Below are 19,208 nucleotides of genomic sequence, written 5' to 3' on the forward strand. Positions count from 1 at the left end.
ACTGTTGTCTGCCAATAACTTTCAGGGTGAGTCAATTATTGACTTGATTTAGAACGAAAATATAACGAAAAAACGCGCGTAATATTCACCTCTGGGTCCAATTCTTCACCTAATTCTAAAAAATTCACAAATTGGGATGCAAAAAAGGGAGCGAGTGTTACGCCTTTTGTTCCAAGCCCGTTGAAAATCCCCAATTGAGGATGCTCTGGATGTATCCCTACCAATGGCCGACGGTCTTTGGTGGACGGACGAATCCCGACTTGCTGTTCAAGAATGGTATATGGTTTTTTGAAATATACACCTATCTTGTCTATTAGAAACTGACGAGCGTCCTCAGTTGTTTCCCAATTCAAATCATGCCAAGTATAAGTTGCCCCAAATCGACATTTTCCTTTTTTGTCGATGGGCAGAATAAACGTTCCTTGGTTCACAATTTCTTCAATCGAATAGCCCTCTACGTGCGTTATCAGCGTCTGTCCTTTTACAGGATTGAACGGCAGCCAATTAAAAAATGGATTCTGAAGCGCTTCATAGCCTTCACAAAATAGTATTTTTTTAATCTCCCATTCTTTGTAAATCACGCTATTTTCCTGAAAAACAATACTATTGTAATCGAAATTTTCGACCAAATATTGACTTTTTTCAACAAAATACGCTTTTATTTTTTCAAGCATCTCAGGACAATCGACCCAGCCCGAATGCGTAATTTGGAGTCCTCCGTACTGATTTTCGATAAATGGGGCAAATTTTTCGTCATTTGCCTCCGCAGCTACGTACTTCGCCAAGTTGGGGTCGGCGGTTTGGGCCAAATACGTATTTTGTTCTTCAATGGAGCGAAACGGGCGATATACATCACACAAGTGAACTAACTCCGTTTGGAACGTTTCTTCCATTTCCTGATAAAATGTACGTGCATACGGAAAAATCTCCTCGACCTTCCAAGTACGTGCCAATTTCTTCCCAGTAATCGGATTAAAGATTCCTCCTGAAACTTTGGACGCCGTTGGCAAATCAGCACTTGAAATAATGACGACTCGATAGCCTCGTTGCTCCAACGTCCAAGCCAAGACCGAACCAGCTATCCCCTGCCCTACAATTAAGTAATCGGCTTTCATGAAGCGTTTGTTCTTTTTCGCATCGAACGGCTTATACGTTCATCTGCCAATTGTGTTACCAAATCTATTTGTTCGTCAAGCGTCATAAACGACGTATCAACACTTACGGCATCCGACGCCTGACGGAGTGGGCTATCGCTACGCGTGGTATCAATGTGGTCTCGTTTTTTTATATTTTGAAGAATGTCGTCAAGGTCCAACATTTCTCCTTTGGCTAATAATTCAATTTGACGACGCTCCGCCCTGATTTCGGGCTCGGCGGTCATAAATACTTTCAGCTCAGCATCAGGAAATACCACGGTGCCTATATCACGCCCATCCATGACCACACCACGGGCTTTGCCCATTCGTTGCTGCTGGGCCACCATCGCACGGCGCACCTCCGACACCGCACTCACTTCACTTACCCAGTTGGCAATGTACAATTTACGAATTTCGTCTTCCACATTCAGTCCGTTCAGATAAGTTTCATTGCGGCCTGTTTCGGGGTTTCGTCTAAAATCTATTTTGATATTTTCCAGTGCTTTGGCGACTTCCTTGGGGTTGGTCAATGAGACATGTTGCGTCATAAAATAAAGCGTAACGGCGCGGTACATCGCCCCCGTATCAATGTACGCATAGCCCAGATAGGCAGCTACCCCTTTGGCCGTAGTGCTTTTTCCACAGCTCGAATAGCCGTCAACAGCAATAATAATTTTTGGCATGAAACAGATTAATATAGTTGGGGCAAAGATACGCAGAATGCCCTATCCCACTCCACCGTTTTGTGGTAAAATGAATTTTGTCAGTTTCCTTTTCTTTTCATCGGTACATTTTTGCGCATATTGGCTAGTTTTCTGTACATTAAAATTACAAAAGTCATTGTATTTACGTATTTCATTTTTGTACATTTACGTTCCATGCTCGGTAAAAAGCATAAAAAAATACCGAATAATAATTTTCGGTATCCTATTTATGCAAGCAAACTTTTTTTGTGTTTTCTTTGAAGCGTTTTACAACCATAAATTACAATTTACCATGAAAAAGGTGTTATTATCTTCATTATTGGCACTCACAGCTTTCTTTTGTGCCTCCACATCTTCATTAGCCCAATTCTCAAAAGGTGATAAGAAAGTCAACATTGGCGTTGGCCTTGGTTCTATTGGTGCCAACGCATCGGTAGAATACGGTATCATGGACGACCTCGGCGTAGGTTTGTTTGCCTCTTATGAGCGCCCTAATACTGGTCTTATCGGTGCTGCTTTGGGTGTGCGTTACAGCTATAACGAAATCAACATCGGCCCACGTGCTGCGTATCACTTGAATCGCGTTCTTAACATGAAAGACGACAAATTTGATCTTTACGTAGCTGGTGGAGTTCTTTACCGCCACGTTACTTATCCTTATGACTACTGGTACGGCAGTGGCATTGACTCGTCTTATGGTTCTATTCGATTGTTGGCCCGTGTAGGTGCTGGCTTCCAATTCACGAATAATCTATCTGGTTTTGCTGAATTGGGCTCGGGTGGTTCATGGCTTCAAGCAGGTATTTCGTTTAAATTTTAAAAAATCTTTCATTGTCCATTTGTTGATTACGTCTCATAGGTTATTTTTGGGACGTAATCGAACTTTAAACCTCCAAGTAATTTTATGAAAAAACTATTTGCACTTGTTTTTTGCTTTGCTGTACTTCTTGTTACAAAGAGCCACGCTACTACTGCTGAGTATTATGTTGATGCAGTTTCTGTTGAACAAACGCTTAACTCAGGCGATCAGTTGGACGTAGCAAACGTTGAGCAAGCTGCCACAGCGCTTGAAAGCCTAATGGGCCAAGGAAACGAAATGACAAAAGTAATGGCAGGTGACAAAAAACCAGTTGTTGCATTTATTTTGGCATGGGTAGTTGGTTTCTTAGGTATCCACCGTGCTTACCTTGGAACTGCTGGTGGGGTTATCGTTGGCTATATCCTTACCTGCGGTGGTTTGGGTATTGTTGCTTTGATTGACTGGATTGTTCTTCTCTTAGAAGTAATTGAAGAGAAGAATTTTGACAAGTACGTCAACAACAAGAAGTTCTTCATGTTTGCCAACTAAGCAAAACAGAACAAGTTAACAAAAAAGGGAAGTGAGTTACTCACTTCCCTTTTTTGTTTCTGCCCCAATCACCACCGTTCGTATTCGCTGGTTATTAGCGGCTTTGCGCTTTTTATTGGTTGTTTCTGCCATGATGGCCGCCCTGCGCCCTCCTCCAAAATAGAACGTTTGAAACATTCCTGCACCCGTAAAAAAGCCAATAAAATAATACTTGTGCCAGACGTGATACACCCCAAATCCGAGGGCAATGGCTTGTAAGCCTAACGAAACTATTCCTTCCTTAGGATACCCTGCATACACCTGCCCCAGCCCTGGCATCAAGAACGACAGCAATTGGGCTTTATCTGGATTCTTAGGCTTTTTCTTCAAAAACTTATACAGCTCGTCCGCATTTATATTTAGGCCCTTACGCGCGGTATATTGCTGAAATACGGCTTTAGACTCTGTCCAACGCTCTAGTTCATTCAACGTGAAGATTTCTACTACCTGCAGCGATTCTGAAAGCAGTGAATCTTGGGTATAAAACTTGGTTTGTTGCAACAGCCCATACGTCTCGTTGTAGTGCTGGGCCAAATACCCGCACAAAATAGTTTCATACCGCATCCGAAAAGCAATGGAATTATCTGGTTCGCTCAAATCAAAACGTTGGGCGGTTTGCCAAGCATCTTCAAAACTGCGCTCAGATTTTTGCGCCTGAATCTTTCGGGTAAGCAATTGATTATACGTTTGCCGAAGTGAATCTTCCGACAAGGCTGATTGGGTCAATTCAAAAATTTGTTTCTCATACAACACCGCCGCCAACCCATAGTTTTGTTGGGCCATCAGGCTATCAGGCGACTGCGTAAGTCCTTCCCTACTGATTAAACACAGTACGAATAGGAATTTGCATATTGAATAGAATCTGTTCATTCACCTTATCATTAAATTCTTGTCGTCGTACATGCACGCTTAACGCACTTCCCCACACATTACCCACGTAGAAGAAAGAAAACAATCCTCCATAAATCAAAAAGCGAGGGCTTTTCCATCCATCGCGGCGATATGCTTCGTAGGCTTGAACCCCTAGCGCTACATTTTGAATGAATGTAATAATTCCCTGCCCCGTTTTTCCAGCGTATATTTTCCCACTTCCAGGAATCACCACCGACATCATACCTGCCACCCAAGGAGATTTGCGTCGATGTGTCCGAATCTGACGGTAGTTTTTTTCGAGGTTGTCTTCCTCTTGACTAAATGCGAAATAATGCCCTGTGAAGGACTTTTGGCGCCTTACAAAGCCTGCTGTGTCTCTTTTCAGCAATGCAACTCCCGCCAACTGGAAATTTTGCAAAGCAATAAACAACGAATCTTTGGGGACAAAATCCGTCAATGCCACTTGTGCTTTGTCATAACGTTTTAAAAACGTATGCCCAATTCCTTCCAAAAAGCGAGCTTTTTCAAAATGGGCATGTATGACAGGAAGCTGACGGAAGCAAGAAATAGCGGAATCAAGCTGAAGCTGATTGTAATAAGCCAAACCCCGATAATAAGGAAATGCTTTTCGGTATTTTGTCCAGTTGAGGACATCGTTATACGCTTTTTTTTCCAGCAAATATTCCAAAAAAAGTGAATCCGACGATTGGGTTTGCTGCGCCATCGTTGCCAAGCCTAGCCCTATTACCAACCCAATACATATCCATTCTTTCAAATACCTCATGGAGTCTTTTTGGGGGTTATCCGATACATGGCGGGCGTATCCACCACTTTCCCTGTCTGCATATTGATTCGGAGCAATTCAATGCTTGTGGCAGCCACACGGTTGCAGCGTGAAATTCGGTCGGCAGTGAGGGCAATGCCTTTAAAAACGCCAAATTCTTGTATCGCCACCCTGCTAAAACGCGAGCAAGATAATTCGTAAAGACAATCGGCTGATATTTGGGGTGAAATTACTTTTTGATAGCCCGTCAATGCGCCATTGAGCAACCAATAGACAGGATTATAACGCAAGAAAGGGGATTGCTTGGGCTTTTCTACCTTCCCAAACGAAACCGTTGGGGCCGATCCAGATTCAGCCAACAGCTCTAGGTCTGACACCTGCGCCCGCAATTGGCCCATTGTACAAGCCAACAACAGTATTCCGCACAGGAGTATATTTCTGGTCTTGTTAGCCATCCAACAACGTTATTTGAGAATCTTCGCGTTAGCAGGAATCACAAAATCAAGCAAGGTAGAAGTTACTTGCTCATTGATTTTTAATGCACCATAGGCCGTTTTGGTGATAATCGAATCCCTGGCAGTTACGTAGTCAATCTGCGTGATTGTCTGCGGAAAATCAACGCTTCCTAGTTTTGTATATTCGTAGTAATAGACCTTTTTTATCGTCCGTTCGGAGGGGTCTATGTATTTCATAAAAATAGGGTTCTGCCCTTTGTGTACCAATTCAACGCGTTTGATACTTTTTGCCATCGGCGTAGGTGATTTCCAAGTCGAAATCATAAGGCCATCTTCAAACTTTGTTTGGCTCAACGAAAACCCCATGCTCGACAACCCCAAATCTGCTTTCCGATTGTGTAGAAAATAGAAAAACTGGGTTGTTTCGGTACTATAAGTCGCGTTTTGCTGCTGCAATACCGTATTTTTAGTGGGGTCAAACACCTTAATTTCGCCGTTGGAGTTGTTAAAGACGTACAATTCAGCAGGTTTAGGAAAAAGCGTGACCATCCGTCCAGAAGTTGCATAACACAATTCAGCACGGGTATTGATGGTTTTTCCTTTGTGGGCCGTGCGCATTGTCATCGTTGCACTAACTTTACGTACGCTTTGAGCAACAAGCTGATTTACAACGAAAAACGCTACAAATAATTTCCAATAACTCACTGAGATACTCATTTTTAAACAAAAACCGATGTAGTATTACAGACCCTCTATCGACAACTTTGCTTTCACGATGCGGTCTTTTCCGTACATATCCTGAATGACATCAACCTTAACAAAGCCTTTTTCTAAGAAAAGTTGCTTGGTTGCCTGTCCAAAATGTTCGTTGATTTCGACGTAGCAAGCGCCCGTTTTTTTCAGGTGTTTGAGGCAAAAATCGGCGATGGCACGATAAAAAAGTAAGGGATCGGTATCTTCCACAAACAACGCCAAATGCGGCTCAAAACGCAATACATTAGGCTCCATGCTCGACTGTTCGGAATAAGTCACGTAGGGCGGATTACTCACCACACAATCAAACTCACCCGCGAAAGTGTCTTCTCTTAAAATATCGTATTTTTCAAACGTTACTTCTGACAACAAACGGTGGGCATTTTCTTGCGCAATCGCCAAGGCATCTTCCGACACATCCCAACCCCAGACTTTGGCAAACGACATAAATCGGTCGAGCGCAATCGCAATACAGCCGCTTCCTGTGCCAATATCAACGATTTTAACGGGGTTTTCCTCCCAATAACAATCCTTGACAATCAACCGCACCAATTCTTCGGTTTCTGGACGAGGAATAAGCACCGACGGCGATACTTTAAACTCCAAATTGCAGAAATACGTCGAACCGATGATGTGTTGTACTGGCTCACTTTGGTTTAAACGTTTGACGATAGTATCCCAGTCAGGCTGCGAAGCATTGGCGGGGATAGGCTTATCTACGAGCACATCCACATTGCGAAGCCGTAAGAAATGTTCCATCAGCATAAATGCCATGGCCCTCGCTTCCTTGTGAGGATACGCAGTTATGTTTTGAACGATATAATCAAAAAGAGGTTTGGCTGAGGAATACATAGAGCTCTTCGACACGTGTTGGTTTTATTTAAGCACTTCGCGCATACGTGCCTGTAGCGCCATTTTTTGTTCTAAGGCTTTACGACTATTTCGGTACCACAAATAAGCAATCACAGCCACCGTTAGATAGGGAAAAACAAACAGATAAGCGATGCCTATGTTGATGCCATTTCCAATCACGTTTTTTCCAGTGCTCATATTGGTTTCAACCGCCCCTTTACACATGGCGCATTGAGCAAACGCCCCGTCAGTGCTTACTACAAACAGGAGCATCATCACTAAAAGGATACCATACTTTTTCATAGTGTTGTTGATTAATATCGGTTATTGGTAGTAAGGCGAAATCATTAAATAAACGATTACGCCCGTTATACTGACATAGAGCCAAATAGGAAACGCCCATTTGACAGCTTTCTTGTGCAGGTCTATCTGATTGCTAAACGCATAATATACTGCGCGTAGCACAAACCACACGACCCCAATCGAAAGCGTGATATGCGTAATGAGCAAGAAATAATAAATTGGACGAATGATTCCTTCGCCTCCGAAGACGGTAGATTCGTTCGATAAATGATACAAGACGTAGCTCACCAAGAAAAGCGCCCCTAAACAAAAGGAAATGGTCATCATAACCCGATGCGCGGCGATATTTTTACGCTTGATGAAATAAAATCCAGCAAGTAACGACACGCTCGTGAGAGAATTAATCACTCCATTGACGTGAGGTAATATTTTTGTCCACTCGCCCAAGTTCACTTTTGGGATACTTGGATTCAACAAAATAGCGACCACAACGGGAATCGCAACGGCGATTATGTTGATCCATTGATTGAATTTTTTATTTTGCGGAACAGTGATAGTTGACATACTTATTTTTCCTTTTTTTGATAGATATCCAACAGTACGCTTATTTCGGTCACCAAACGTTCTACATCCTTCTCATCTTTACCATTGTAAAAACCTCGAATATAGCCTTGTTTATCCACTAACACCAACTGTTCGTTGTAGGGAATGGTTTGTTTTGATTTCCCATTTTTTAAATTACCAAGCTTGTACGTATCTATCAGTAGTTCGGGAGTTCCTTTCTCCACACTAAAGCTTGCTTCTTTGTCAAATAGCTTTTTTGCCCTGTCAAAATGCTGTCTTACCACCGCATCACTATCTGGATGGAAGAATCCAGCAACCTTTATCGTCCCTTGGGCAGCCGATGGAACCTGATAAAAAACGGTATCTTTTCCGTTTAAAATTGGCTTTCCAGCAGCATCAACTGCGGGGACAAAATAGGGTAGCTCAAAGTGGTTTTCACCAAAGCTATGTAAGAATAAAACAATGAAAGCCGGTAATGCCAACACCAAGGTCAGCATTCCGGCTTTTATATACTTTTGCATCGTACTATCTCAAATCAAAAATAGAACCGCCTTCTGTCATTAATGCTATTAGCAACCAAACGACGAAAATACAAGGAAGCAAAGTTGCCCAAATCAACGACTTTACTTCGTGTTTAAGGTGCATAAATTCACCTACGATATAGAACGCCTTTACAATCGTCATTCCAACGAAGATAGCTGTTTTAAGCGTACCTGCGGTCAATGTGAATGCAATCAAGAACTCTAAAGCCGTAAGGATAAGTAAGATCCAAAATGTACGCCAAATTGCTTTGCGTTGTTCTGCGCCAGCGTTTTCGTCGTGTTCGTGAACGTGTGCCATATTTTTTCTTAATTAAAGGAGATTAGAAATTAGGTAGTAGGAAATAAAGCCTTCCCAACAGCATTTTATACCAAGTAAAAGAATGTAAATACGAATACCCACACCAAGTCAACAAAGTGCCAGTAAAGACCTACTTTTTCTACCATTTCATACGACCCACGGCGATCATAAAAACCAGTTGACGTTCTGTAGAAAATCAAGTAATTAAGCACTACTCCTGAGAATACGTGTGTACCGTGGAATCCTGTAATGAAGAAAAACAAATCAGCAAACGCTGGAGGGCCGTATTGGTTTTGGGTCAAGTTAGCGCCAAAAACTGTTTTAGACACCCATGAGCCATCCACCAATTCTTTGATCACAGTTCCATTGTCTGTTCCGTGGATAAAGTGCGTCCACTCCCATGCTTGGCAACCCAAGAAAGTAGCGCCACCGAGGATTGTCCACAACATATATTTTTCAACCGCAGCGCGATCCATACGGTGACCTGCTTCTACTGCAAGTACCATTGTAACCGAGCTAAGAATCAAAATGAAGGTCATAATCCCTACAAAAACGAGTGGGGCATGAAGGCCGTGCATAAATGGCAGGGCATCAAATACCTTTTCAGGAATTGGCCAATAGGCAGGTGATGATACAAAATCAGCGACCTTACCCGCATAGGCAGGATAACTGAAGCGAACTAAGCCATAAGAAACCAACAAGGCCGAGAAAGTAAATGTATCTGATACTAAAAAGAACCACATCATCAACTTCCCGTAGCTAGCCTTCATGGGCTCAACTCCACCTAGCCATACATTTTTCACATTCGGTTGTGCAGTAGCAGCCATCGTTATTCTATTAAAAATTCAGGTTTTAAGTAAAATGTTTAATCAACGGAAATACAAAAGAAATGCAAATAAATAAAGCCAAAGAATATCAAGAAAATGCCAATATGTGGTACAAATCTCGATTCTTCTCAAGTTTTTTGCGTGAACTTTTAGGCGCATTGCCGAGATAAAAGTAACACACAACACAATCAGACCTGTTACCAAGTGAACGCCGTGAAGAAGCGTAAAAACGTAAAAGAACGAACCTGAGGGGTTACCAACGAAATAAATGTTTTGGGCCACTAGGTCTTTCCATCCTTCTACTTGCATCCACAAAAACGCCAGTCCAAGCACAAAAGTAATAGAAATTGCGATTTTGAGCGTATTGAAATTGTCTTTTTTTGCAGCTAAATATGCCCAGTGCATGGCAATACTGCTAATAATCAAGACAACAGAACTTGTCCAAAAAATTTGAGGAACCTCAAATTCAACCCAGTTTCCTTCTGCTCTACGCACCAAATAGGCACTTGTCTGCGAGGCAAAAAGCATGATAATTGTTACGATAAAACCCCACAAGATAAACTTCTTGGGATCCATCGACAAGGTTTCTGGCGCTTCCTCTATCCTTAGTTTTTCAACCTTTGCCATAGTTTTAAAAATTATTTTAAGTCATTACTTAGTTTTCAACAACTAAGCCTTATCCAACAAATAAGCGATTTGTACAATGGGCAAATACGCAAATGAGCCAAACATAAGCTGTAGGGCTGTTTTGTCTGAGCACTTCCGCATCAAATGAAACGTTTGAGCCAAAAACAACACGCCAAACAGCATAGCGACCAGCGCTGAGTTAATTCCTGTCATTCCAAGCTCGTACGGCAACCACCCTACTGGCAAGAGAAATAAGGTATAAATCATCATTTGAATCGCCGTATTTAGGTCTTTTCCTCCTTTTGAAGGTAAAAGATTAAAGCCTGCTTTTTTGTAATCTTCATCCAACACCCAAGCAATGGCCCAGAAGTGTGGGAATTGCCAGAAAAATTGAATCGCGAACAAAATGCCTGGTTCTAGTCCAAACTGATTTGTGGCAGCTACCCAGCCAATCATTGGCGGAAATGCCCCAGGAATGGCTCCTACGAAAACTGCTATCGTCCCCACGCGTTTGAGAGGTGTGTAAACAAAGCCGTATAAAATCGTGGAAAGGATGGCCAAAGCACACGCTCTTACATTGAACTCTGTCAAAAATATGAACGTCGCAAAAGCGAATAAGACTAAGGCAAACATAGTAGCTTCATTCACCGAAACACGGCCACTAGGAAGTGGTCGATTTTGGGTTCTTTTCATCAATTTATCCAAATCTTTCTCAATGATTTGGTTGATGATATTTGCCGCACCAGTGATTGAAAAAGCCGCCAAAATAAAAAGTAATAGGCTAGGCCAGCTTACTTTTTCGACCGCTAGGCTATATCCAAACGCCCCCGAAAAAGCCACTAACCACGCCAAGCGAAGTTTCATCAACTCCAAATAGCTGCGTACTTTTTCAAAAAATAAATTGATTGCCAATGTCATTGTTAGGCGTTAATATTTTCAGTAGTGAATAATTGTCTTTTGTTGAAGACTACTTCGGCATTAATTAACAACAAAAGAACAAACTGTAATCCCAGTGCAATTGTAGCGAGTGTCAAGTGAAGAGGTTGCGCAAATGCAGGGACTGACCAATATGCCATGATAATCCCAGTAGCTATTTCAATGATAACCATCACCAACAACGCCAGCGTCAACTTATAAATGATACCGCTTTGAGAGGCCGCTTTTCGTAGCCAATAAAGTAAACCTACGTGCAACCCAAAAAGCAAAATGGAGTAAGATCGGTGAATGTAAAATTTCACGCCCAAATGCTCTATCCACTGATTTCTGCCAGCTTCTCCGAGTTCTTTTATCGCCACATCCATTACTTCCCTCACTTGCGTACCTAGTAAGACTTGCACGAGTGATAAAATCAACGTCCAAATAAGCCACTTATTTATGAACGTTTTCTTTTTGATTTCAACGAGTTGCACATCCCCAACGTACGACCTTGCCATGGTATAAATCAGTACAAATACGATGACAATCGCCAGCAACATGTGCAAAGTGACCATAACGGGCGCAAGCTCCGAAGATACCACTTTTGCACCCAACCAACCTTGAAACCCTACTAGCAAAAATGCCAGTAAGCTCATGTAAAAAATGGGTCGGTCGCGTTTAAGAAAAGGAATAGAAGCGAGAAGAGTAGCAAAAATTAAGAGCCCGGTAAATACCCCAAAAAGCCGATTAAGGTATTCTGTCCACGTCTTAACTACATTAAATTCTACCTCTCCTTTTAATTTGGCACCAAAAATTTCTTGGTAGTTGGCAGGTAGTTCAGAAACTTCCGTTGGAGGAACCCAAGAGCCAAAACATTTTGGCCAATCGGGGCAACCCATCCCAGAGCCAGTACTTCTAACAATCCCGCCGATTATTATCAAAACATAAACGACAACTACTGTTAGAAGTGCTAGCTTCTGAAATAAGCGATTATTTGTATCAGAATTAGTGTGACGCAAACTGGTCATTATAATTTTGAGCCTCAATTTCTTTTTCCTGCGCTATATACTCATTCTCATGCGGGAAGTTAGATTCGAGCGTTTGAGAGTGAGGAATATTTTGAGGAATAAAATCAACGTCAGATCCTGGCTTGCTATAATCGTATGGCCAACGATATACCGCAGGAATTTCTCCTACCCAGTTTCCGTGACCTACGTTTACTGGTGTTGTCCACTCCAAAGTATTTGAATTCCAAGGGTTTTGAGGTGCTACTTTACCTTTAAACATGCTGTAGAAGAAATTCCAAAGGAATATAAACTGAGCAAAGAAAGTAAAGATGGCAGCTATCGAAACAAACATGTTCAAATCAGTGAACGACTTACCAAAGTCAAAGCTTGTGAATTGGTAATAACGACGTGGGAAACCTGCAATACCGATGTAGTGCATTGGCATAAATACCAAATATACCCCAGCAAAAGTAAGCCAGAAGTGAATTTGACCAAGTGTACTGTTAAGCATACGGCCAAACATTTTTGGATACCAGTGGTAAATACCCGCGAAGAACCCAAAGGCAGAAGCAGCACCCATTACAATGTGGAAGTGAGCTACTACAAAATAAGTATCGTGCAATTGAATATCCAATGCCGAGTTTCCAAGAATGATCCCCGTCAAACCACCTGATACGAACAACGATACCAGACCGATTGAGAACAACATACCTGGCGTAAAGACGATGTTTCCACGCCACAAAGTTGTGATGTAGTTAAACGCTTTTACCGCCGATGGAACCGCAATAATCAACGTCAAGAACATAAAGATTGAGCCCAAGAATGGATTCATACCTGTTACGAACATGTGGTGCGCCCATACGATAAAGGCAAGGAATGCAATCGCCATGATAGAGGCAATCATCGCACGGTAACCAAAGATTGGCTTACGAGCATTCGTTGCAATTACTTCTGACGTGATACCAAGGGCTGGCAACAATACGATATATACTTCTGGGTGTCCTAAGAACCAGAACAAGTGTTGGAACAAGATTGGGCTACCACCAACGTTTGGCAAAGCTTCACCGTTGATATAAATTTCTGACAAATAGAAACTTGTTCCGAAGTGACGGTCAAAAATCAACAACAAAGCTGCTGAAAGCAATACAGGGAAAGAGATAATTCCCAATACGGCCGTGATTAAGAACGCCCAAATTGTCAATGGAAGACGTGTGAAAGTCATACCACGTGTACGAAGGTTGATTACGGTTGTAACGTAGTTCAAACTTCCTAACAATGAAGACATGATAAAAATCGCCATACTTGACAACCAAAGCGTCATCCCCATTTCAGAACCCATGTGGGCTTGTGGTAATGCACTTAATGGCGGGTAAATTACCCAACCACCTGCTGCTGGCCCTGTTTCAAGGAAGATAGAGATAAACATCAATAAACCTGAAACAAAGAACAACCAAAACGAAAGCATGTTCAAGAACCCTGATGCCATATCACGAGCTCCAACTTGCAATGGAATCAAGAAGTTACTGAAAGTTCCACTCAAACCTGCCGTCAATACAAAGAATACCATGATGGTACCGTGCATGGTTACAAGGGCAAGGTAAAAGTTAGGGTCTAATGCGCCTGTTTCAGTAATCCAATCACCTAGAAATGGCTTTAGCCAGCTCAAGTCTGCACCAGGAAACCCTAGTTGCAAACGGAAGATAACGGACATCGCAGCTCCAATGATAGCCCAAAAAATACCAGTTATCATGTACTGTTTGGCTATCACTTTGTGATCTTCAGAGAAGATATATTGGCGCCAGAAGTTTAACTCGTGGTGCTCATGTTCATCGTGAGAGTGGACATCATGTCCCAAGTTAGCCTCTACTACTGACATTTTTATTTAGATTTTAAAGTTATAATTTCTATTAACGCATCGATGCACTTGCAGCCGCAGCCGAACCTGTAGAAGCAGTGGTACTATCAGCTTCTTCTACGTAAGGAGCATAATTCATTGCCTTTGCACGCAATTTTTCAGGGATTTTAGAGATAAACTTAGGGTTTGCCTCCAAAATAGTCGATAGCAAAGGTTTTTGTTGTTGTTTCCAAGCATCAGCAGAAGCCTTGTCTTCAACAATCAGGCGCAAGCGCATTGCAAAGTGACCACGTCCACATACTTCCGTACATGCAACTTCGTAATCGAAATTAGGATTGTTTAATTCTGCACGCATTTGCTCCGTTGACTTATCTGGAATAAACCAAAATTTTGTTGGCATACCAGGAACTGCATCCATTTTAACACGCATGTGAGGAATATACACACTGTGCAAAACGTCACGAGCACGGATTTTCAACAAGACAGGCTTACCTACTTCCACGTGCATTTCACTTGGATTGATAAAGTCGTCCATTGATGCTTCGTCTGAATAATCAACGCCCATTTCGTTATCTGAAGTGATTAACTTGTAGTTATAGGCTCCAAGCTTATTGTCCTGAACACCTCCATAACGAACAATCCAACCAAACTGTTTTCCCATAATTTCGACCACCTGAGAATCAGCTGGAGCATCGGCCATAATTTTAGTCCATGAACGGAATCCTAAAAATACCAATGATGCCATGATTACGGCAGGAATCGCAGTCCAAATCAACTCCAACTTGTGGTTTTCAGGGTAAAAAGTAGCTTTATAGCCTTTTTTGTACTGATATTTCCAAGAGAAGAAGAAAAGCAAAAAGTTTACGATAAAGAACGCAATCGTTAACAAACCCATATCAAGCCAAAATTGGCTATCTGTTTCCCGACCATGTGGGGAAGACGCTTCTGGCAAAAAAGCATCTCTTGATGCGAGGTAAGACCATACCATTGCTACTGAACCTGCAACCAAAAACACCATCCAAAGTGCGGCATTGACTTTGTTGTTTGGTACAGGAGCATCACTTTCTGATTGAGTACTACCCATTACCTTTTGCAATTTTGCTGCTACGGCTATTGCAATTCCAAGCAGCACAACCAGTAGTAATCCAACTAAATAAATCATTGTTATTGTGTCGTTTTATATTGATTTAGAGATTTTGCTAGTTACGACAAAATCAATTTCTACAAATTACGCAACATCATGGTGAAGAGACTCCTCTAACATTGGATGGTTGCGAGGGATTAGATTGCCTTTCGTCAACTGAGTTGAAACTGACCAAATAAACGCACAAGCAAACAATAAAATAAAGCCAAACTCAACAGGCCCAAAACCAGCATGTTCGCCTACCGTACCTGGCATGATGTTGGTATAAAAATCGAAGTAGTGACCTACAAGGATTGACCAACAAGCGATTTTCAAAATCAATGGCGTACGCTTCGAATCCCTTGTCATTAAAACTAGGAAAGGGGTAACAAAGTTTAAGAAAAGATTGATGAAAAATGGTGCTTTAAAAATACCACCATAACCACTAAAACGCTCACGGTAGTAGATAGCTTCTTCTGGAAGGTTAGCATAGTAGATAAGCAAGAACTGCGCAAACCAAACGTATGTCCAGAAAATTGAGAAGGCAAAACAGAATTTACCTAAGTCGTGTAGGTGGCTTTCGTTTACTGCTTTCAAATAGCCACGCTCTTTCAACATAACAATGGTAAGCGTCATTGTTGCCAAACCTGCGACGTGCCAACTAGCGAGTGTGTACCATCCAAACATGGTTGAGAACCAGTGAGTATCGATTGCCATCACAAAATCCCAAGCTGAAGTAGATGAAGTTACGCCAAAAACTAACAAAAATGCCGTTCCGAATTTGATGGCTTTTTCATAATTCTCAGTTCCACCAATTTCGTCTTCTTGAAGCGACAAATTTCTCAATACTTTCCACAAGCCATACCACAAACCGAAATACAAAACGAGGCGGATGAAATAAAATGGTTTGTTCAAAAATCCTTTTTTACCTGCGATGATGGCATCGTAGTGTGGACTATTGGGATCCATAATACCTTCGTGCATCCAGTGGAATAATTTATCTCCAAAGCCTACAGCAAGCACCAAAATAATAATAGCTGGTACTGGCAAGAATGCAGGCATTGCCTCTGGGATTCTTCTAAATACGGCCGACCAACCCGCCTGAGCAAGGTTATTATAAGCTAAGAAGAATAAGCCAATGACAGAAATACCAGCAAAATAGACGCTATTTACCCAAAGGTTAGAAATGATACGTTGTGACCAGTGGTAAGCGTGTTCGGCATGGTCGTGTGCATGTTCAGCAGCATGACCCGCAGCCCCATGAGCTTCGTGCCCATGTCCACCACCTTGAGATAACATATATGCTCCGATCAATACCAGCGCAGCGCCAATACCCATCCCAATGAGCAAATTGCGTTTTGATTCGGCGGTAAATTCAAATTGTTCTTCGACAGAAACAACTTCGTGATGATGTGCGCCCATTATAAATCTTTATCTTTAAGTTGTTGTTGGTTATCGCAGCGGCGAACCGCTAACTTGTTCGTAATTAGCGGTTTGCCGCTTCGGTTTATTACAGTAACTTAGTACTAGCCTTTCTGTAATTTATGAATATAGTGAGCAATTTTCCAACGCTCTTCGGGAGTCACTTGTGAACCATGTGCCCACATACGACCTTTTCCGTGCGTAATTACGTGGAAAATATGTCCATCATTCATATTAAGGTAAGCATCTGCTTTGTAATTAGGTACCCCTTTGTACATGTCAGCTACTGGGCCATCTCCTGCCCCTGTTTCACCATGGCAGTGTTGGCAATATCTTCCATATAGTGCTTTTCCTTCTGCAAGTGTTTTTGCAGTATTTGGAACAGGGTTTTTCAAAACGGCTTCCGCAGTAGCGAGCTCATCTTTACCGATGTGGTAAATCATCAAGTCCACGCTTGAGCTGTCAAATTGAGTTTTGTAGTTACGGCGAGATACCGTTCCTGCTACAGGCTCACGCATGTTTTTACCATCAGCATTGATGGGGTTTTTCTCAATTTGGGTATATGGCTCATAACCAACCGAGTTGTACATGTTAGGAGCATATTCTAAACCTGCATCATCGTGACCACGTTGGCAAGAACTCAAAGCAGCGACGACAGCAAACGTACCAGCAATTAATGTATTAATTTTTTTCATCTTCATTTAAAAACATTAAACCTGTTTAACACTCACCTCTTCTGCTCCTGAAGCTTTTACCAAACTAGCGATTTCAGCTTCTGACATTTTGTTTTTGCTTAGGTCAATCGCCATCACAAATTTATTGTCAGTACAACGTGGGTCAAACAAAAGTGGCTCAACGGTTGGCCCTAATCCATTTGACAGGAAAAAGGTAATTGTCATACCAAAAGCCGTAAAAAGTACCGTAAGCTCAAACATAATTGGAATGTAGTTTGGAAAAGAAAGGGGATCCTTTCCACCAATTACCATCGGCCAATCGATTCCCATTGTCCAAGTAGTCAACGTAATTGCGCATAAAAACCCAGTCAAACCAAAGCAAAATGCCGCAATACCGATACGAGTCCGTGGGTGGCCAATTGCTATGTCCATTCCGTGAATAGCAAAAGGTGAATACACTTCGTAGATTTTCACCCCAGCGCTTTTAATTTTATTTACTGCGGCGAGTGCTACGTCATCATCGTCATAAACACCTACCAAAAACTTCTTATTTGCGTCCGTCATTGTTGTCTCAATTATTTTTTGAAAACTCAATTTTAACTTCCCTTACTCTCTTATTCTGCATCTTTTTTGTAGGCAGGAGAAGCTAATCTGTCTGCTTTAGAAACGCCTGCGATTTTTTTGGGCAATTGCTCAGAAGTTGTCCGCAATACACCCTTCACCTCTGCCATGTTGATTACTGGCAAATACTTAGAGAACAATAAGAAAAGAGTGCCAAACAAACCAAATGAGAAGATATAGTCACCGATGTCAAACATTGTTGGTGAAAACATTGCCCAGCTCGACGGAATATAGTCGCGGTGAAGTGACGTCACAATAATTACGAAACGCTCAAACCACATACCGATGTTTACAATGACGGAAATGAAGAACGTCCATTTAACACTACGACGAAGTGAACGTGACCAGAAAAGCTGTGGAGAGATTACGTTACACGTCATCATCGCCCAGTATGCCCACCAGTATGGCCCCGTAGCACGGTTGATAAATGCGTAGCTTTCGTACTCAACGCCTGAATACCAAGCGATAAAGAACTCAGTCAAATAAGCTACCCCCACAATCGAACCCGTCAACGTGATGATTTTGTTCATCATTTCGATGTGCTCAAATGTGATATAATCTTCCAACTTATATACGACACGAGCGATAAGCATCAAGTTTTGTACCATGGCAAAACCAGAGAAAATCGCACCTGCTACGAAGTAAGGAGGGAAGATGGTTGTGTGCCAACCAGGAATAACCGAGGTTGCAAAGTCCATGGATACAATCGTGTGTACTGAAAGTACGAGTGGTGTTGACAAACCAGCCAAGATTAAGCTGATGTACTCGTAACGTGCCCAAGTTTTGGCTGAACCATTCCAGCCCATTGCCAATGTACCGTAAATATATTTAGATACTTTGTTTTGAGCACGGTCACGGATAGTAGCCAAATCAGGCACAAGACCTACATACCAGAACAAACAAGATACTGAAAAATACGTTGAAATCGCGAATACGTCCCAAACCAATGGAGAGTTGAAGTTAACCCACAATGATCCGAATGTGTTTGGCAAAGGCAAAGCCCAGTGCGCCATCCACGGACGGCCCATGTGCATCAAGATAAACGAAGCCGCACAAATAACGGCGAAAATCGTCATCGCTTCAGCAGCACGGTTGATAGAAGTTCTCCATTTTTGACGGAACAACAACAAGATTGCGGAGATAAGTGTACCAGCGTGACCGATACCTACCCACCATACGAAGTTGGTAATGTCCCATGCCCAACCTACAGTTTTATTAAGGCCCCAAACGCCCAAACCTTCCCACCAAGTCCAGAAGAGACAGCAAGTACCATACAGTAAAACCACAACAGAAATGGCAAATGCTATTTTCCACTCTTTGGTTGGTTTACCTTCCACCTGCTTGCAGATATCCTCTGTTACGTCAGCATACGTCTTGCCGCCTGTTACAAGAGGGGTTCTTACGGGTGAAGTAACGTGCATATTTTTAAGAGTTAATAGTTATTTTATTGATTTTTCTCTGTGTACTTTGACAAAATAGCTCGACT

Annotated in this window: 23 protein-coding genes; 2 read left to right on the plus strand and 21 right to left on the minus strand. The window is 42.1% G+C overall.

Features of this window, described 5'->3' with window-relative positions; genetic code table 11:
• Nucleotides 1–35 precede the first annotated feature (35 nt).
• Complete coding sequence (locus FHS57_RS06430) at nucleotides 36–1,115, minus strand: NAD(P)/FAD-dependent oxidoreductase (RefSeq protein WP_183972052.1); 1,080 nt, start codon at nucleotides 1,113–1,115, stop codon at nucleotides 36–38.
• The gene (gene cmk / locus FHS57_RS06435) at nucleotides 1,112–1,819 is read right to left on the minus strand and encodes a (d)CMP kinase (RefSeq protein WP_028524184.1); all 708 of its coding nucleotides are present in this window, start codon (nucleotides 1,817–1,819) and stop codon (nucleotides 1,112–1,114) included. Before cmk ends, FHS57_RS06430 begins: the two co-directional genes overlap by 4 nt.
• Nucleotides 1,820–2,132: 313 nt before the next feature.
• Here cmk and FHS57_RS06440 point away from each other — a divergent pair, with 313 nt between their 5' ends.
• The gene (locus FHS57_RS06440; protein ID WP_183972053.1) at nucleotides 2,133–2,660 is read left to right on the plus strand and encodes a hypothetical protein; all 528 of its coding nucleotides are present in this window, start codon (nucleotides 2,133–2,135) and stop codon (nucleotides 2,658–2,660) included.
• An 84-nt stretch (nucleotides 2,661–2,744) separates the two neighbouring features.
• A complete protein-coding gene (locus FHS57_RS06445) occupies nucleotides 2,745–3,188 on the plus strand; it encodes a TM2 domain-containing protein (protein ID WP_164490112.1) in 444 nt (147 codons plus the stop codon).
• Between the two features lie 36 nt (nucleotides 3,189–3,224).
• Here FHS57_RS06445 and FHS57_RS06450 read toward each other — a convergent pair whose 3' ends face one another.
• From FHS57_RS06450 to nrfD, 19 genes are all read right to left on the minus strand, one after another.
• Entirely contained in the window at nucleotides 3,225–4,097 is an 873-nt protein-coding gene (locus tag FHS57_RS06450; RefSeq protein WP_221225557.1) for a hypothetical protein, read from the minus strand.
• The gene (locus FHS57_RS06455) at nucleotides 4,042–4,884 is read right to left on the minus strand and encodes a hypothetical protein (RefSeq protein ID WP_183972055.1); all 843 of its coding nucleotides are present in this window, start codon (nucleotides 4,882–4,884) and stop codon (nucleotides 4,042–4,044) included. The genes FHS57_RS06450 and FHS57_RS06455 overlap by 56 nt, the downstream gene beginning before the upstream one ends.
• Nucleotides 4,881–5,339 (minus strand): membrane protein insertion efficiency factor YidD, encoded by a 459-nt coding sequence (gene yidD, locus FHS57_RS06460; RefSeq protein ID WP_183972056.1) that lies wholly within the window; start codon nucleotides 5,337–5,339, stop codon nucleotides 4,881–4,883. Before yidD ends, FHS57_RS06455 begins: the two co-directional genes overlap by 4 nt.
• 9 nt (nucleotides 5,340–5,348) lie before the next feature.
• A complete protein-coding gene (locus FHS57_RS06465) occupies nucleotides 5,349–6,056 on the minus strand; it encodes a hypothetical protein (protein ID WP_183972057.1) in 708 nt (235 codons plus the stop codon).
• A 24-nt stretch (nucleotides 6,057–6,080) separates the two neighbouring features.
• A complete protein-coding gene (gene prmC, locus FHS57_RS06470; protein WP_183972058.1) occupies nucleotides 6,081–6,944 on the minus strand; it encodes a peptide chain release factor N(5)-glutamine methyltransferase in 864 nt (287 codons plus the stop codon).
• Between the two features lie 24 nt (nucleotides 6,945–6,968).
• Nucleotides 6,969–7,247, minus strand: coding sequence for a CAMCR motif-containing small membrane protein (locus tag FHS57_RS06475; RefSeq protein WP_183972059.1), 279 nt, complete (start codon nucleotides 7,245–7,247; stop codon nucleotides 6,969–6,971).
• 21 nt (nucleotides 7,248–7,268) lie between these two features.
• Entirely contained in the window at nucleotides 7,269–7,811 is a 543-nt protein-coding gene (locus FHS57_RS06480; protein ID WP_183972060.1) for a DUF420 domain-containing protein, read from the minus strand.
• Between the two features lie 2 nt (nucleotides 7,812–7,813).
• Nucleotides 7,814–8,332: a hypothetical protein gene (locus tag FHS57_RS06485; protein WP_183972061.1), complete on the minus strand. Its 519-nt coding sequence runs from the start codon at nucleotides 8,330–8,332 to the stop codon at nucleotides 7,814–7,816.
• Between the two features lie 4 nt (nucleotides 8,333–8,336).
• On the minus strand, nucleotides 8,337–8,651 hold the full coding sequence (locus FHS57_RS06490) for a cytochrome C oxidase subunit IV family protein (RefSeq protein ID WP_028524176.1): 315 nt from the start codon (nucleotides 8,649–8,651) through the stop codon (nucleotides 8,337–8,339).
• 65 nt (nucleotides 8,652–8,716) lie between these two features.
• Nucleotides 8,717–9,478, minus strand: a complete 762-nt coding sequence (locus FHS57_RS06495) for a cytochrome c oxidase subunit 3 (protein WP_183972062.1) — start codon at nucleotides 9,476–9,478, stop codon at nucleotides 8,717–8,719.
• 42 nt (nucleotides 9,479–9,520) lie between these two features.
• On the minus strand, nucleotides 9,521–10,105 hold the full coding sequence (locus tag FHS57_RS06500; protein ID WP_183972063.1) for a cytochrome c oxidase subunit 3: 585 nt from the start codon (nucleotides 10,103–10,105) through the stop codon (nucleotides 9,521–9,523).
• A gap of 42 nt (nucleotides 10,106–10,147) precedes the next feature.
• On the minus strand, nucleotides 10,148–11,023 hold the full coding sequence (gene cyoE, locus FHS57_RS06505; RefSeq protein WP_183972064.1) for a heme o synthase: 876 nt from the start codon (nucleotides 11,021–11,023) through the stop codon (nucleotides 10,148–10,150).
• Between the two features lie 2 nt (nucleotides 11,024–11,025).
• On the minus strand, nucleotides 11,026–12,048 hold the full coding sequence (locus FHS57_RS06510) for a COX15/CtaA family protein (protein ID WP_183972065.1): 1,023 nt from the start codon (nucleotides 12,046–12,048) through the stop codon (nucleotides 11,026–11,028).
• The gene (locus tag FHS57_RS06515) at nucleotides 12,026–13,903 is read right to left on the minus strand and encodes a cytochrome c oxidase subunit I (protein WP_028524171.1); all 1,878 of its coding nucleotides are present in this window, start codon (nucleotides 13,901–13,903) and stop codon (nucleotides 12,026–12,028) included. The genes FHS57_RS06510 and FHS57_RS06515 overlap by 23 nt, the downstream gene beginning before the upstream one ends.
• 31 nt (nucleotides 13,904–13,934) lie before the next feature.
• Complete coding sequence (locus FHS57_RS06520; RefSeq protein WP_183972066.1) at nucleotides 13,935–15,044, minus strand: cytochrome c oxidase subunit II; 1,110 nt, start codon at nucleotides 15,042–15,044, stop codon at nucleotides 13,935–13,937.
• A 66-nt stretch (nucleotides 15,045–15,110) separates the two neighbouring features.
• A complete protein-coding gene (locus tag FHS57_RS06525) occupies nucleotides 15,111–16,427 on the minus strand; it encodes a quinol:cytochrome C oxidoreductase (protein ID WP_183972067.1) in 1,317 nt (438 codons plus the stop codon).
• Nucleotides 16,428–16,531: 104 nt separating this feature from the next.
• Nucleotides 16,532–17,122: a c-type cytochrome gene (locus tag FHS57_RS06530; protein ID WP_084332209.1), complete on the minus strand. Its 591-nt coding sequence runs from the start codon at nucleotides 17,120–17,122 to the stop codon at nucleotides 16,532–16,534.
• A 15-nt stretch (nucleotides 17,123–17,137) separates the two neighbouring features.
• The gene (locus tag FHS57_RS06535) at nucleotides 17,138–17,665 is read right to left on the minus strand and encodes a DUF3341 domain-containing protein (protein WP_122932271.1); all 528 of its coding nucleotides are present in this window, start codon (nucleotides 17,663–17,665) and stop codon (nucleotides 17,138–17,140) included.
• A 50-nt stretch (nucleotides 17,666–17,715) separates the two neighbouring features.
• Entirely contained in the window at nucleotides 17,716–19,143 is a 1,428-nt protein-coding gene (gene nrfD, locus FHS57_RS06540; protein WP_028524166.1) for an NrfD/PsrC family molybdoenzyme membrane anchor subunit, read from the minus strand.
• Nucleotides 19,144–19,208: the final 65 nt, after the last annotated feature.

It is taken from the genome of Runella defluvii (genome assembly GCF_014195535.1).
Classification (GTDB): domain Bacteria; phylum Bacteroidota; class Bacteroidia; order Cytophagales; family Spirosomataceae; genus Runella; species Runella defluvii.

Coding starts and splice junctions, on each gene's coding strand:
- FHS57_RS06495 (WP_183972062.1), bottom strand. CDS start 9,478: ATGGCTGCTACTGCACAACCGAATGTGAAAAATGTATGGCTAGGTGGA.
- FHS57_RS06510 (WP_183972065.1), bottom strand. CDS start 12,048: ATGACCAGTTTGCGTCACACTAATTCTGATACAAATAATCGCTTATTT.
- FHS57_RS06520 (WP_183972066.1), bottom strand. CDS start 15,044: ATGATTTATTTAGTTGGATTACTACTGGTTGTGCTGCTTGGAATTGCA.
- FHS57_RS06450 (WP_221225557.1), bottom strand. CDS start 4,097: ATGAACAGATTCTATTCAATATGCAAATTCCTATTCGTACTGTGTTTA.
- FHS57_RS06515 (WP_028524171.1), bottom strand. CDS start 13,903: ATGTCAGTAGTAGAGGCTAACTTGGGACATGATGTCCACTCTCACGAT.
- FHS57_RS06530 (WP_084332209.1), bottom strand. CDS start 17,122: ATGAAAAAAATTAATACATTAATTGCTGGTACGTTTGCTGTCGTCGCT.
- nrfD (WP_028524166.1), bottom strand. CDS start 19,143: ATGCACGTTACTTCACCCGTAAGAACCCCTCTTGTAACAGGCGGCAAG.
- FHS57_RS06480 (WP_183972060.1), bottom strand. CDS start 7,811: ATGTCAACTATCACTGTTCCGCAAAATAAAAAATTCAATCAATGGATC.
- FHS57_RS06500 (WP_183972063.1), bottom strand. CDS start 10,105: ATGGCAAAGGTTGAAAAACTAAGGATAGAGGAAGCGCCAGAAACCTTG.
- FHS57_RS06525 (WP_183972067.1), bottom strand. CDS start 16,427: ATGGGCGCACATCATCACGAAGTTGTTTCTGTCGAAGAACAATTTGAA.
- FHS57_RS06465 (WP_183972057.1), bottom strand. CDS start 6,056: ATGAGTATCTCAGTGAGTTATTGGAAATTATTTGTAGCGTTTTTCGTT.
- FHS57_RS06430 (WP_183972052.1), bottom strand. CDS start 1,115: ATGAAAGCCGATTACTTAATTGTAGGGCAGGGGATAGCTGGTTCGGTC.
- FHS57_RS06490 (WP_028524176.1), bottom strand. CDS start 8,651: ATGGCACACGTTCACGAACACGACGAAAACGCTGGCGCAGAACAACGC.
- FHS57_RS06475 (WP_183972059.1), bottom strand. CDS start 7,247: ATGAAAAAGTATGGTATCCTTTTAGTGATGATGCTCCTGTTTGTAGTA.
- yidD (WP_183972056.1), bottom strand. CDS start 5,339: ATGGCTAACAAGACCAGAAATATACTCCTGTGCGGAATACTGTTGTTG.
- prmC (WP_183972058.1), bottom strand. CDS start 6,944: ATGTATTCCTCAGCCAAACCTCTTTTTGATTATATCGTTCAAAACATA.
- cyoE (WP_183972064.1), bottom strand. CDS start 11,023: ATGACATTGGCAATCAATTTATTTTTTGAAAAAGTACGCAGCTATTTG.
- FHS57_RS06440 (WP_183972053.1), top strand. CDS start 2,133: ATGAAAAAGGTGTTATTATCTTCATTATTGGCACTCACAGCTTTCTTT.
- FHS57_RS06455 (WP_183972055.1), bottom strand. CDS start 4,884: ATGAGGTATTTGAAAGAATGGATATGTATTGGGTTGGTAATAGGGCTA.
- FHS57_RS06445 (WP_164490112.1), top strand. CDS start 2,745: ATGAAAAAACTATTTGCACTTGTTTTTTGCTTTGCTGTACTTCTTGTT.
- cmk (WP_028524184.1), bottom strand. CDS start 1,819: ATGCCAAAAATTATTATTGCTGTTGACGGCTATTCGAGCTGTGGAAAA.
- FHS57_RS06485 (WP_183972061.1), bottom strand. CDS start 8,332: ATGCAAAAGTATATAAAAGCCGGAATGCTGACCTTGGTGTTGGCATTA.
- FHS57_RS06535 (WP_122932271.1), bottom strand. CDS start 17,665: ATGACGGACGCAAATAAGAAGTTTTTGGTAGGTGTTTATGACGATGAT.